The sequence below is a fragment of the Paraburkholderia sp. BL23I1N1 genome (genome assembly GCF_003610295.1).
GTDB lineage: Bacteria > Pseudomonadota > Gammaproteobacteria > Burkholderiales > Burkholderiaceae > Paraburkholderia.
Map to the genome: position 1 here is coordinate 6,130,188 of NZ_RAPV01000001.1, position 13,139 is coordinate 6,143,326.

The 13,139-nt window shown below is 60.4% G+C and carries 10 protein-coding genes and 3 pseudogenes; 1 reads left to right on the top strand and 12 read right to left on the bottom strand.

The window, feature by feature from the left end; all coding sequences use genetic code 11:
• Positions 1-44: 44 nt before the first annotated feature.
• The gene (locus B0G76_RS28690) at positions 45-404 is read left to right on the top strand and encodes a hypothetical protein (RefSeq protein ID WP_120295474.1); all 360 of its coding nucleotides are present in this window, start codon (positions 45-47) and stop codon (positions 402-404) included.
• On the opposite strand, the gene B0G76_RS28695 is transcribed toward B0G76_RS28690, so the two are convergent.
• The 12 genes and pseudogenes from B0G76_RS28695 to B0G76_RS28735 form a co-directional block, all read right to left on the bottom strand.
• On the bottom strand, positions 345-1,064 hold the full coding sequence (locus tag B0G76_RS28695) for a hypothetical protein (protein ID WP_259460750.1): 720 nt from the start codon (positions 1,062-1,064) through the stop codon (positions 345-347). The two genes, B0G76_RS28690 and B0G76_RS28695, sit on opposite strands and share 60 nt — an antisense overlap.
• Positions 1,057-1,749 (bottom strand): protein mobD, encoded by a 693-nt coding sequence (locus B0G76_RS28700; RefSeq protein ID WP_120295475.1) that lies wholly within the window; start codon positions 1,747-1,749, stop codon positions 1,057-1,059. The genes B0G76_RS28695 and B0G76_RS28700 overlap by 8 nt, the downstream gene beginning before the upstream one ends.
• A gap of 9 nt (positions 1,750-1,758) precedes the next feature.
• Entirely contained in the window at positions 1,759-2,289 is a 531-nt protein-coding gene (locus B0G76_RS28705; RefSeq protein WP_120295476.1) for a hypothetical protein, read from the bottom strand.
• A gap of 983 nt (positions 2,290-3,272) precedes the next feature.
• A complete protein-coding gene (locus tag B0G76_RS42575; protein ID WP_147394098.1) occupies positions 3,273-3,536 on the bottom strand; it encodes a hypothetical protein in 264 nt (87 codons plus the stop codon).
• A gap of 10 nt (positions 3,537-3,546) precedes the next feature.
• A pseudogene (locus tag B0G76_RS28710) lies at positions 3,547-4,429 on the bottom strand (IS630 family transposase); the annotation flags it as partial.
• A gap of 66 nt (positions 4,430-4,495) precedes the next feature.
• A complete protein-coding gene (locus B0G76_RS28715; RefSeq protein ID WP_120290289.1) occupies positions 4,496-6,232 on the bottom strand; it encodes an IS1634 family transposase in 1,737 nt (578 codons plus the stop codon).
• 121 nt (positions 6,233-6,353) lie between these two features.
• Positions 6,354-6,486 (bottom strand): annotated as a pseudogene (locus tag B0G76_RS44960) (helix-turn-helix domain-containing protein); the annotation flags it as partial.
• Between the two features lie 30 nt (positions 6,487-6,516).
• Positions 6,517-8,154 carry a methyl-accepting chemotaxis protein gene (locus B0G76_RS44620; RefSeq protein ID WP_120295477.1) on the bottom strand — a complete coding sequence of 546 codons (1,638 nt, stop codon included), beginning with the start codon at positions 8,152-8,154 and terminating at the stop codon, positions 6,517-6,519.
• Between the two features lie 17 nt (positions 8,155-8,171).
• A complete protein-coding gene (locus tag B0G76_RS43025) occupies positions 8,172-8,309 on the bottom strand; it encodes a hypothetical protein (protein WP_183082164.1) in 138 nt (45 codons plus the stop codon).
• Between the two features lie 181 nt (positions 8,310-8,490).
• Positions 8,491-9,621 carry a porin gene (locus B0G76_RS28725; protein WP_120295478.1) on the bottom strand — a complete coding sequence of 377 codons (1,131 nt, stop codon included), beginning with the start codon at positions 9,619-9,621 and terminating at the stop codon, positions 8,491-8,493.
• A 75-nt stretch (positions 9,622-9,696) separates the two neighbouring features.
• Positions 9,697-11,326, bottom strand: a pseudogene (locus B0G76_RS28730) (3-(methylthio)propionyl-CoA ligase).
• A 247-nt stretch (positions 11,327-11,573) separates the two neighbouring features.
• Positions 11,574-13,010, bottom strand: a complete 1,437-nt coding sequence (locus tag B0G76_RS28735) for a DUF1254 domain-containing protein (protein ID WP_259460877.1) — start codon at positions 13,008-13,010, stop codon at positions 11,574-11,576.
• Positions 13,011-13,139 lie beyond the last annotated feature (129 nt).

The window sequence follows — 13,139 nt, forward strand, 5'->3', positions numbered from 1 at the left end:
GTAACCGCATGCCGTCAGGCGTGCATATCCGGACAGGGGCAATCATGAAACAATGCATCAAGGTCATCGTGATCGCGATCAACAACGGCTCCGGCCACGTTTTCACAACCCCGGTTGAAGTGACCGACGATGAATACCGCAACGCCGAGCATTTCCGTATCGCTGTCACGCGGGCCACCGACACGGGCTTCGTGACTCCCATGCTGGCACTGGAGGCCGACGATCTGGTCAGGTTGCTGATAGACATCAGCGCATTCATCGCACGGCGCAACGTCATGCACGAGCGCATCACGCGACAGGCCGGGGATCCCCTTTCCACTTCTCGCGCCTGTCGCACCTGTTTGTTATCCCCGCCACACGGCCAGCCAGACAGCTATCGCTGCCGCACCGGCCAGCACTGTTAACCCGAGCGCCAGCACGGCCCTGAGCGCGCGCCAGTACCGGCGCTCCAGTATTTGCGCCCCGGCCTGCGCCTGCCGCCCCGCTTCCAGCGTCGCCCGCTCGAAAACCGCGATGGCCCCGTCAAGTCGCGCGCGCTGCTCACGTGTGGCGACGGCAAACGCGCCCATCAGACGGTTGCCGGCAGCACGCGCGATCCGGTTGGCAGAGCGGTCCACCAGCGCATCGAGCGCGGCCTCGTTCAGTCCCGCGAGAGCGGCCCGGTAGCGTTCCTCATGCTCGTGGATCATGTGCTCGGCAAGCCGTATCGTTTCCTTGCAACGCGCGAGCGCATCGCGGTGCTGCGCCATCAGCACATCCGTCGCTTCCCTCACTTCGGCGCGCATCGTATCGAGGCCGCCTTCGCCCACTTTCCTGATGCGATCCGGCATCACCTCATATAGCCGCGCATAGTATTCGAGCACGGCGAGTACCGACCACAGCGCATCGTTATCGTGCAGGTTCAGCGCCGCCGACACGCGTCGCATGCGCGCGATGCTCGCCTCGTTCGGGACCTCGCCCGACACGTCGAGGAACAGGCGCGCAAGCGGATCGGGCGGGCGGGTGCGCCGCGAGCGGCGCAGACGTCCCGGGTGCGTCCAGGCACCGGATGTCCCATCAGTCATCGACAATCACACCGGTAAACATTGCGTCATAGAGCGAGCGCCAGCGCAGCAGTTCGGCACGCTGCCCGATGGGCAGCGTCTCTGCCGCCTTGCGCACCGACAGGCGCTGGCTGCGAAGGTCATCGGCCACGCGATCCGCAAGGTCCGGAAAATCCAGTGATTTCCCCTTCGCTTCGATCCCCTTGCGGATGTTCGAATCCTGATAGAGCGTGAACTTGTCGGCAATGCCAAAGTAAGCGTTGCGCACGACGTGGGTGGTCGCATCGGGAAACGTCGCGCCGAATTCGCGCAGCAACTCCAGACTATCGCGCTGCCGGTTGATGACCCAGAACACGACGAGCCGCCGCGACAGTTCATCAAGCGTACTGGCAAGCGTCGCGCCATAGCGCGCCACACCCGCCTGATTGCGTGCCGCCGTATTGACGATCACCACCGCATCGCGCTTCGCATCGCAGTAGTTGACCAGTCCAATCCAGCCGTCCGCCTCGTCGAGGTCAAACGCCGCGCATTCGATCTCGCCGTGGACCGCCTTCATGACATCCGGATTGGACGTGTCCGTCTCGACCAGAACGAGGCTCTCGTCGCGCCGTTGCAGATGATCGGCCAGCGCCAGCGCAACGATGCTTTTGCCCACGCCGCCTTTGCTGCCACCTACCAGATAGATGGGGTTGAGGGTCGTTGCCATTGCCGTCCTTTACAGGTCGTCGGTATCGGGTTTGATCGCAAATACGAGCGAGCCCTGTACCGGCATGGGTTGCGGTTTGACTTCTGCTTTTCCCCCATGTGGATGCGCTTCATTGCGGCCTTCATTGCCATCTTCAGTGCGCCCCTCATTGCGCAGGCTGTTCGCACGTGATACGCCACCGTGCGCTGCTCCATGCGCGCGGGGCAGTGTTGTGACAGTTCCCGTTGCTGGCGCTCCGGTCGCAGGACGCGCCATGCTGCCTGCGCTGTTTCCCTTTCCTGCACGGCTTCCCTTCCCTTCAGAACGCAGCGCATAGCGGATCATGCCAGCCGTAATATCGATGCCTGCCCGTTTCGCCTGCTCCGCGATCTGCTCCAGCGCATATCCCTTCCCCTGCGCGTGACGGATAGGGGCACGCACCTCTTTCATCGCTTCGCGAACACTCAGGCCGCGTTCGGCCTGCGGTTTTTCCGGCAGCGCATCGAGCGTCCGGGCAAACGCATCCCATTGCGATTTCGTATAGACCCTGGCAACAGGCATCGCCACCTCCAGCGCACATCGGACCACTCCGCCTGCGCTCCATCCTGCTCACGCATAAAGCACGTGTCAACGCCGTCCGTTTGCACCGCAAGGCACCGTGGGTACTCCATGGAACTCATGGGAACACGGGAGAACAACGCACTTTTTTTCGCGTGTCGTGCGCGCGCAACGTTTCTCCTCTGACGCATTCCCATTCACCGCCATTGCGCAGGCGATCTGCGCTGAGCATAGAGAGCTTGTCGCCACCGTTATGCGTTGCGTTTGCGATGAACATGGACACCTTGACGCCGCAACGTCACCGCCGCTAACGCAACCGGTTTGCACATCCTTGTGAACCCTCAACGCATGCGGTTTGGCCATAGGTTCGCCATTTCTGCGCTCACTTCACGCTCACCTTGCATCCTGTATAGCGCACGGCACTGGACATGTCCTGTATCCGCCGGGCGCAGGCGATACGCAGCGATAAGCTCTCGCCCGTTTTTCGGGTACGCAGCCATAACGCATTGCGTCGTTCCGCCAAAGCGCATTTTTAACGCACGCGGTTTGCGTCTGGTGTAACCACCTCGACGCACGAGATAAGCACACCGATACACATCTCTTACGCACCAGGTATGCAACGTTCTCGCACGCGGTTTAATCTTAAGCCGGAGAGCATGACGTACGGACGTACGGATTTTTTTCGCACCCGGAAGCGCGCTGCATTTGCGCTTTCGCGGCGACCATTACGTCATCTCTTCGCACGGGGTGACGCAGCGTTTCTACAGGGCTCAATCTGTCATTTGCGTGAAAGCCGCTACCTCTGCGCAAAACGTTTACTACGGGCAACAAAAAACGCAATGGAAATGAGTGAGCGCAGGATAGGCTATCGCCGGTTTTGGGCACCAAGTACGTACTAGCGCCCTGGAGAACCTGGGCAAGGACGGCAACACGCTTGCCCAACTGCAGATTTCTATCGCTCGATCATCAGCGGACAGATAGAGCACTCAATGCGGACGCCGCCGCGATACCGAGAAGATCACAGAGGCATACCCCGTCGTATCGATCCGATCGCCGATAAACGACTCGCCCAAGCCTGCGAAGACATAGGAAATGGTATTGGGTATACAGGTCGGGGAGCCCGCCGAGCGCCGCCCGAGGAGATCCCAGCGCAGCGCCCAGAACGACAGGTGGAAAACCGTCGCCAAAATAAATCCTTTTCCACGATTGATGCAAAAGCGACGCACCACACTCAAGAGCAACCTTTTCATTGAACTGGGCCTAGTGTTCTGTGCCGCTGATTCGCGTACATAGTCTTTGTAGCCTGGCAAGGATCGAATCGGCGGTAGCGGTCCACATGAATGGCTTGCAGTCCTGATTGTAGTGAGAGACGAATTGATCGATACGTTTAACCAGTTGCCTGACCGAACCAAACGAGCCACAGCGTATGGCCTTGCCGGTGATCAGCGCGAAGAAGCGTTCGACCTGGTTAAGCCACGAACTGTAAGTCGGAATGAAATGCATATGCCACCGAGGGCGTGCTGCCAGCCACGCTTTGACCTTCGGATGCTTGTGGGCGCTGTAGTTGTCCACGATGCAGTGCACGTCAAGGTCGGTCGGCACTGCCTTGTCGATTTCACGCAGAAACGACAGGAACTCCTGATGCCGGTGACGCGGCTTGCAGGTGGCGAGTACGGCGCCGTTGAGCACGTTCAGGGGCGGCGAACATCGTGGTCGTACCATGACGAACGTAATCGTGCGTGACGCCTTCGACGTATCCGAAACCCATCGGCAGCATGGGTTGCGTACGCTCAAGCGCCTGACACTGGCTCTTCTCGTCCACGCACAGTACCAGTGCATTCTCCGGCGGGCTCAGATACAGACCCACCACATCACGCAGCTTCTCGATGATGAATTGATCGGTCGACAGCTTGAAGCTTTCGCTGCGGTGCGGTTGCAGCTCCAGCAACTTGAAGTAACGGTGCACACTGGTCGGCGAGATGGCAGTTTCGGCGGCGATCGTGCGCGCGCTCCAGTGTGTAGAGCCATCCACAGGTTTCGTGTGCAGGGTCTTGTGAATCAGTTGGGCCAGCCGTTCATCGTCGATCGTGCGCGGCTTGCCGGGACGCACTTCGTCATACAGCCCGTTAATCCGAAGTTCCAGTATTGGCCGGGCGAGTTTGCCCCCGTGCCACAGGCACCGGCATAAATTCGGAGATCCGGTTTCTGTCTACGGGTGGATCTGTCTGATCAGATCGAGTGCGTGACGCTGCGTCACATTGGGCGTGGTGATGATGTCGAACGTCGGCGCCTCGGGGCCAGCTCCTGGTGTGCGGCAGGTGTTGCGCACAATGCTGCCCAGCTCGGCCATCAGCGTGGAGAAGCTGTGGACGGGCGAGCCATCCGCCACGGTGCGACTCACCACCTTCTCCTGCGCCTGCTGCGAGCGCTGCGCCGGCGCCACCGGGTCGCGCGTGGCCTTGGCCGCCAGGTCGGTGTCGGCGAACATCAGTTCGCGCCAGGCTTCGAGCATGTGCCATTCCACGTAGTAGGCGAGCATGCACAGCAGAATGTGCGCGCGCACCCGAGCAGCCGTGCGATGGTGGATTGGGCGCACCTTCAGGTCCACCGTCTTGAGGCTGCGGAAGGCCCGCTCGACGTTGGCCAGCGCCTTGTAGTTGCGCACGCACTCGGCCGCCTCCATGCGCGTGGCCTCGACCGAAGTACGGATGATGTAGATGCCGTCCAGCGCGGCCTCCGCGGCGATCGCCTCGTGCTTGCGCGTAAACGAGAAGCTCCCGTCGCTGATCTGCAGTTCAAAGTGTTTGGCCACCTTGTACTGGTTGACCACCTTGCCCACGCGCAGCCCAATCGCATCGGCGCCCTTGAGTCTGCCCGCTTCCACGCGTTCCTTGATCTGCTGCAGGTTCTTTTCGGTAGCAGCGAGCAGGTCCTGCCGCTTGTGCGCTCGCAGCGTCGCGAGCTGCGGATTGCGACACGCCACCAGCCGCTCGCCGGGATACTCCGGCGAGGCGATCTCCATGAGGTTGTGCTCATCGAACAGCCCCAGCTGCAGTTGGCCCTGCTCGACCAGTGCGCGGATCGATGCACTCTTCAAGGCCGTGATCCAGTCGATGCCCTGCGTCTCGCGCAGCTCGTCGATGGCCTTGCTGGAGATCATGCCGCGATCGCCGACCATCACCAGCTGCCCGACGCCGAAGCTCTCGCGCAGGCGCTGCACCTCGGGCAGGAAGGTGCTGCTGTCGGCCACGTTGCCTTCATACACCGACACCGCTACCGGGCAGCCCCGCGCATCGGTGAGCAGTCCGTAATTGACCTGCAGCAGTCCCTTCTTGCCGTCGCGGTTGTGGCCCAGCCGGGCCAGCGGGCAGGTGGTGCCCTCGAAGTAGCTCGAACTCAGGTCGTACAGCACCAGGCCGCCGGCGCTCAAATGCCGCGCGGCGAGCTTCTTCTGGATCGCGTCCTGGCGCGCGAGCAGCCAGTCCATCGCCGCGTACAGATCGTCCTCGTTCGCGTCGGCCACGCCGAAGTCCGTCGCCAGCGTGGTGGTGTGCCACCAGCGCGTGGTGGCCAGCTTTGTGTGCGGCGCCACGATGCGCGCGGCCACCATCGCCAGCACCCGTTCGCGCTCAGGTGAGGGCTTGCTGCCCAGCAGCGACGCGAAGTCCAGGCGCTGCATCGCCAACTCAACGGCCTGCACATGGCCGTGAGCGAGGGAGCCGGTGACTTCGAACGCCTGGCCCAGCGGGACGAACGTCTCGCCCTGCAGCGAGCGCCGAATGATCTCGATCAGCGGCTCGGGCAGATGCGAGAGGTTGCCCAGCGTCTCGTTCTTGACCTTGCCGTCCTCGCGGTAGCTACGTCGCAGCAGGTGCGTGCGGTACACCGTGCCCTTGTAAGTGCGCGTTGTGGTGACGACGTGAGCGGTTCCAGTCCTGCTTGCCATAGAACAAATATAGGTAATATTGCGTAGATTTCAAGAAATTTTAGTGACTACATTTTGTAATCCACAGGAAGGGCTTCGAAAGCGCGGATGCCTTGAAACACGGGGGCTTGCACCCGCTTGGTGGCTTGGGTGGATGGGGGAACTTCGGGTTAATGCGCTGCTCCAGGAACCGCAGACAGACGCCACTTGCCCACCGTGGCACGCGTGAGTTGCAGATGCTGCGCAATCGCGCTGTTAGGTTCTCCGTCAGCCGCCTTACTTTTGAATGATGGACCCGCTGCCCTTCACGTCGTCTGGCAACGCGAATCCAACGCACGCCGGTACGCCCCCGACTCACGCCCGCTGACAACCGGCCCCAAAGGTGAGTGCACGACCGCTCTTGCATCCGTATTGAGCTTGAACGTTGCCACGGCCGCATTGAGCCTTGTGGCCTGGTCCTCAAGTGACTGCGCGGCAGCCGCCGCCTGTTCCACAAGGGCAGCATTCTGTTGCGTGACGTCATCCATCTGGGTGATCGCATGACCAACCTGATCGATACCTTTACTTTGCTCGCCCGACGCCGCCGCAATTTCGCCCATAATGCTGGTCACTCTGGACACGGCGTTATTGATTTCATGCATTGTGCTGCCGGCCTGATTGACGAGTTCCGTGCCGGTTGCCACGCGCGCGACTGACGTCTCGATCAGCGCTTTGATCTCCTTCGCAGCACTCGACGAACGTTGGGCAAGTACTCGCACCTCCCCGGCGACCACGGCGAAACCACGCCCCTGCTCGCCGGCACGCGCGGCCTCTACCGCAGCGTTTAGTGCCAGAATATTGGTCTGGAATGCGATACCCTCGATCAAGGCAATGATGGCGGCAATCTTCGTCGAGCTTTCGCTGATTTCGCCCATCGTACCGATGACGCGTGCCACTGCGTCGTTTCCGCGGTTCGCAATATCCGCTGCGCTGCTGGCCAGCGCACTTGCCTGACGGGCGTTTTCCGCATTCTGCCGAACCGTGCCGGTCAACTCCTCCATGCTTGCAGCGGTCTCTTCGAGGGATGCCGCCTGCTCCTCAGTGCGAGAAGACAGGTCGATGTTGCCTGCCGCGATCTGCTTTGTCGCCGCCCCGATTGACTCGCCACTTGCCCGCACTCCACCGACGATTTCCACGAGGCTGCCGTTCATCTGCTTGAGTGCCCCCAGCAACTGGCTTGTCTCGTCGCGCCCCGTCACATCGATTCGATAGGTCAGGTCGCCGGCCGCAACAGTCTCGGCAACCCGCACCGCTTCGGCGAGTGGCCTCACGATCGAGCGAATCAGCAACCAGCAGACCATGGTAGCGGCGGCCAGCACAAACACGGTCACGATGGAGTTCCCCCACCGTGCGCGCTGATACGCTTCGTGCGACTTGACATACTCTCGCTGCGCCACATCCATCTGAAGCTGCACTAGCTGGCCGAGTACCACCAACAAGGGATCGAATGCCGGATACATGTCGTTTGCGACGAATGCGCGCAAGCTTTCCGCGTCGTTTGACCGTAGCAGTTCGAGCAGACGCGCAGCAGCAGCGTCGCTCCGATCCATGAGTGGTGTGGCCTCGCTAACTAGCTGTTTCTCACGGTTCGTAAGATAGGTCGCCGAGTAATTTCTCCAGTCCCTGCCAATGCGGCTGCGAGCATCAGTAATCCTTTTTATTCCCTCTGCTGCCGGTATGATCCCATCCCGAACTTTTTGCGCCGTCTCGATGATGTTCACGGCATTACCATCCGATACACCTTTCAGCTGACCGAGAGACACTACGCGATCGTTGTAAATGGTTTCAATCGATGCATTGGCTTGACTCAGCCGCAGGACAGCGAAGCCCGATGCCGTCGTGAGCAAAGCGAGCAGCGCGGCAACCAATAGGACCAGGCGGGTCCTGATGCTGATTTTATTCATGGCGAACCCGGTTGATCTCAACGCTCGACCAGATCTCTGACCGCAGTCAGGGTGGCCGGAACGGTGATGTTGTTGCTTTGATCCAGTGCCTCTGCAGGTAGCCAGACAGCCAGAGCGATAACGCCGATCGCGCCGAAGGCGACAATAACTTTCATTTCCCTGCTCGCTTACCGAAAGAATTGCGCTGTACCTGAGCAACTGGGAACAGGTCCACCGGACCTGCCTGGACAGTCCACCGCCCCGGTCATCGGCGGGTTTCGTGGGCTATCCGATACCGTTGCTCAGACGATTGCGGTTCGCGAGCAACGACTGCTTGCGAGCCGTTATTTCGCTCGATCAGAACGCGTGACGCATCCCGAGCATGACAGCCGTCGTGCCCATGCCGGGCGCAGCCGGCTGGCCGTATGCAATCGTCTGGGTCATATCTCCGTGGTTGTTCACCCAACCCACCTGGGCATAGACCAGCGTGGTCTTTGACAGGCTGTATTCACCGCCTCCAGCGACCTCAAGCGATTTGTTGGCCGAACTGTTCTTGTCTTTCAGATAATAGACGCCGCTTGTGACTTTCAACGCTGGCGAAATCTGATAGCCCAGACCTGCCGTATACATGTCCAGGTTGACCAGATTCGCATGGGCCGGGTTCTTGCCGTTGCTGTACGACGCGGACATCGAGATGCCGCTGAGCGTCGTATATTTTGCGCCCACATACCACATGCGGTTATTGTCCAGCCCGGTGGGGACGGGCGGCGTCAAACCGGTGTTGGTGTCGTGACCGTTGTAATAAAAGGCCGCCAGGCTGAGGCCATAGTTCGAGTACTTCAGCACGGCCGATTCGCGCGTGCCGCCCTGGAAGCTTCCCGCGACGCCGCCGGGCGCGTATTCGAGCAAGCCCGACACCCCGGCGAATTTCGGCGACTCGTAGACGATCGCATTGCTGTCGTAGAGTGCACCGATCGGGCCATTGGTGTTGGCGCCCGCCCAGCCCGCTGCCGTGTTCATGCCGATCCACGCGGTCAGGATGCTGCCAAAGTAGTCCCCCGAGCGAACGTCGGTCTCGGCCATTGCGTACGCCATCGGGACGATCTGCCTGCCCGCAGTGACCGAACCGAACGGTCCCGACATGCCGACAGTCGCAAACTGGTTGAACATCGCGGAAGCACCTGTGGTATCGGCGAGACCGAACTTGCCGGTGCCGCTGTCGAAAGACCCTTGCAGCTTGAAGTTGACGTGATATCCGCCGCCAATGTCCTCGGTACCCTTCATGCCGTAGATACTCGAGTAGATGCCGCCATCCTTGAAGCGATAGACCTTCCCGAGGTTCTTCGCCGCTGGACTGAACGAAGCCGCCGACGTGCTCTGATACATCAGCCCCGAATCGACTACACCGTACAGCGTCACCGACGATTGCGCATGTGCGGCACTGCCAAGCGCAGCCATTGCAGCGGCCGCTACCCATTTCAATTTCATTGCGTCTCCGATTTATTGCTTTATATAACCCAAACGATCTACATCCACGCTCACCACAAAAGACTGCCTGTCGGCTCACGAGGGCAACAGATAATTCTGAAACTCGTCGCGCAACTGGTTCTTCAACACCTTGCCGGTCGCGCCAAGCGGCACTGCAGCGACAAACACGACCGCGTCCGGCGTCCACCACTTCGCGATCTTTCCCTCGAAGAACGCCAGCAATTCCTCGGCGCTCACGTGCGCGTCAGGCCGCTTGACGGCAAGTAGCAGCGGCCGTTCATCCCACTTCGGATGTTTTGCCGCTATGCACGCGGCGCTTGCTATCGCCGGATGCGCGGCCGCGATGTTCTCGATCTCGATTGAACTGATCCACTCTCCGCCGGACTTGATTACGTCCTTGCTGCGATCGGTGATCTGCATGAAGCCGTCGGCGTCGATGGTCGCGACATCGCCAGTCGGAAATCAGCCATCGCGCAGCAGTGACTTATCCTTAGTGCCGAAATACCCGCACGTGACCCAAGGACCGCGGACCAGCAGTTCACCGGCCGCATGACCATCCCACGGCAGCTCGTTGCCAGCCGGCCCGACGATTTTCATGTCCACACCGAACACGGCCCGGCCTTGCCTGGCTTGTAACGCGTAGCGCTCGTTCGACGGCAACGACTGATGCTGTGACTTGAAACTACAAACGGTGCCCACTGGACTCAGTTCGGTCATGCCCCATGCGTGGAGTACGTCGACCTGGTGACGCTCCTGAAACGTCGCTGTCATCGCGGTTGGACAGGGCGCACCACCGATTACCGTGCGCTTCATCGACGAGAACGCGTGCTGAGGCTCCTCGACATGCGCGAGCAGGCCCTGCCAGACAGTCGGCAACGCCGGCAGAGAGCGTGACCTTTTCGGCTTCGATCAATTCATAGAGCGATTTGCCGTCAAGCCCCGGCCCCGGAAAGACGAGCTTTGCGCCGACCATGCAGGCGATGTACGGCAGCCCCCATGCGTTCACATGGAACATCGGCACGACGGGCAGGATCACGTCACGCGTCGAACAGTTCAGCGAATCCGGGAGCGCCGCTGCGTAGGTATGCAGGACGGTCGAGCGGTGGCTATACAGCACACCCTTCGGATTGCCGGTGGTCCCGGACGGGTAGCACAACGACGCGGCCGTGTTCTCGTCAAGCAGGGGCCACTCGAAGTCATCGGTGTGCGCGTCGACGAGGTCTTCGTAACATAAGAGCTGGACAGGCAGGCCGCGAGTTTCCGGCATATGCGCACGATCGGTCATCGCTACATACACTTTCGGGCTCTTCACGCGGGCGGCTACGGTTTCGATAATCGGCAGCAAAGTCAGATCGAAGAAGACAACCCTATCGTCCGCGTGCTCGATGATGTACACCAACTGATCGAGGTGCAGCCGCGGGTTGAGTGTGTGCAGCACCGCGCCGGGCCCGGATACGGCGAAGTACAGCTCCATGTGCCGGTAGCCGTTCCAGGCGAGTGTTCCCGCCCGCTCGCCTGGCGCAATGCCGAGCTTCGCGAGCGCGTTCGCCAGTCGTCGCGAGCGTTGTGCAAGATCGCGAAAACAATAGCGGTGAATGTCACCTTCGACGCGACGCGATACGATCTCCTGCCCACCGTGATGCCGCTCGGCGTGCGTCAACAGCGACGCGACCAGCAGCGGCTGCTGCATCATCAAGCCTTTCATTTCTGAATTCCGTATTATTTGTATGCTATGCAATACTTATTACATGCGGAGGCCCAATATCATCGCGACATGACCCGCAAGACAGCTAACCGGGACCACCGCAGCGGTCTGTCACCCTCATCTTCGTGGACTTCAGGCTCGGCGGCGACTCTCGCCGCCCCTCCTTAGCGCTGGATTCTGCTTTTCTATGGAGCATTGCAGACGGACCGGGCGGCATTGCTGAAGACGTTCCAGTGATAACGAAGACTCAATGAATTCTCTGAATCACCGGTGGTACCCAGCGATTCTCGAGAACCTCTGGTTTGGGGTCGTAAATGCGCATGTACAGCTTGAAAGGTCCGGCCGGCGCCGGCAACCAGTTTGAGCTCCTCTCGGTCTCTGGTTGCTGGCGCTGTATCCAAAGGTCCAAAGAGCCGTCCTGGTTGAAATGCAAGCCGTTTCTGTCCCCGATCGCATAACGCCTGATCGGGTTTTCCACGAAGAAGCCTTTGGAGTCGTACATCGTGAGCGACCAGAAAGTTCTGGCAGGTGGCAGAGCATTGCGCTCGAAATGCAGCTGGTAGCGATTTATGCCGTCAAGGGGATGGCCCCCTTCATCAACGGCTGTGGACGGATACACCGCGTCCTCGGGTACGTTAGCCCCAAGTCCAACGAGTGTCACCATTGCGCGCAGAGCATAGTTCGTCCCATAGCGACCAAGGTTGAGGGGAACAAGCCAGCCGTTATGCGAGTTCAGCATCACCTTGCTCATTGCGGCATTTGCCCACCTGAAAAACGCCTCCTGCACACGATTTGTGTCAGTAGGACCCTGCGTGCCCGGAGACCTCGCTTCGAACAGCGCGCGCACAAACCAGACCGCATCTTCCAGCCCGTTGCGCGTTGCCGCATCGAGCCGGTCCCAGGCAAAGGGTTGGGCCGTCACAATGCCGAGCCGCCCAAGAAGGTCCACCATTGCCTTGTCTGAGGGGCTCGGCGGATTGTCTCCCATCAGGGCGGCCAGCCTGGAGAAGAATTCGCGTGTGTTGAGTCGCGCGACCTGCGTGAGAACCGGTGTGGTCGTATCGACCGCACCGCCGGTTGCGTGAGCGGGATCTACGGCTATCGGCTGATTCAAAAATTTCGACAGCGTGGTCAGGCGGTACTGGACCTGGAGCGCGTGCACAGGTGCAAAGTCGGCCGCGTCTTTCGTATAGGTTCTGCCAATGATCCAGTTCATGTTTGTGGGCGACTTGATCTGAATCATTCCCGCGGGCACCGTGCCGGTCCAGCCTGGGCCGGTTATAAGGTATTGCCGCGGCCCGCCGCCATACTGGCGGGTACCCAGTGACGCGTACGCGTTGGTCCAGGCGTCCAGCACTTCCATCAGCACCCAACGTCCGTGCATGTCCGGCATGCTCAGCACCAGCGGTTCTGCCTTCAGGTCGAGCCATGCGATGCTGTATAGCGTATCTGCGTTGGGTGCCACCACATCCTTGAATGTGGGATCGGGGAATTCTCCAACGTGGGTGAACTGATTGATCGGGCCTGCGCCAAGCCTGAGGCGTGCCCCTGGTACACGTGCGACTTGTGGCGCGGTCATCACCTGTCTGGTTACGTCCATCGAAACCAGCGGATACCCATAAAGATAGGCTTGCACGCCACGCTTGAAGGCCATCAGATACGACAGGTTCACAAAGAAGATCATCGCCAGCACGGCTGCCACGCCAACCGTGACGACGATTCGACGAGAACTCCGATTGACCGTCGCATGATGCTCCACAGCGTCAGATGCCGAAGAGGCCTCTTGTGCCCGACGGCTTGAGTCGCTCCTGAA

Coding starts and splice junctions, on each gene's coding strand:
- B0G76_RS28700 (WP_120295475.1), bottom strand. CDS start 1,749: ATGGCAACGACCCTCAACCCCATCTATCTGGTAGGTGGCAGCAAAGGC.
- B0G76_RS43025 (WP_183082164.1), bottom strand. CDS start 8,309: ATGAAAGTTATTGTCGCCTTCGGCGCGATCGGCGTTATCGCTCTGGCT.
- B0G76_RS28725 (WP_120295478.1), bottom strand. CDS start 9,621: ATGAAATTGAAATGGGTAGCGGCCGCTGCAATGGCTGCGCTTGGCAGT.
- B0G76_RS28705 (WP_120295476.1), bottom strand. CDS start 2,289: ATGCCTGTTGCCAGGGTCTATACGAAATCGCAATGGGATGCGTTTGCC.
- B0G76_RS28695 (WP_259460750.1), bottom strand. CDS start 1,064: ATGACTGATGGGACATCCGGTGCCTGGACGCACCCGGGACGTCTGCGC.
- B0G76_RS44620 (WP_120295477.1), bottom strand. CDS start 8,154: ATGAATAAAATCAGCATCAGGACCCGCCTGGTCCTATTGGTTGCCGCG.
- B0G76_RS28735 (WP_259460877.1), bottom strand. CDS start 13,010: ATGATCTTCTTTGTGAACCTGTCGTATCTGATGGCCTTCAAGCGTGGC.
- B0G76_RS28715 (WP_120290289.1), bottom strand. CDS start 6,232: ATGGCAAGCAGGACTGGAACCGCTCACGTCGTCACCACAACGCGCACT.
- B0G76_RS42575 (WP_147394098.1), bottom strand. CDS start 3,536: ATGAAAAGGTTGCTCTTGAGTGTGGTGCGTCGCTTTTGCATCAATCGT.
- B0G76_RS28690 (WP_120295474.1), top strand. CDS start 45: ATGAAACAATGCATCAAGGTCATCGTGATCGCGATCAACAACGGCTCC.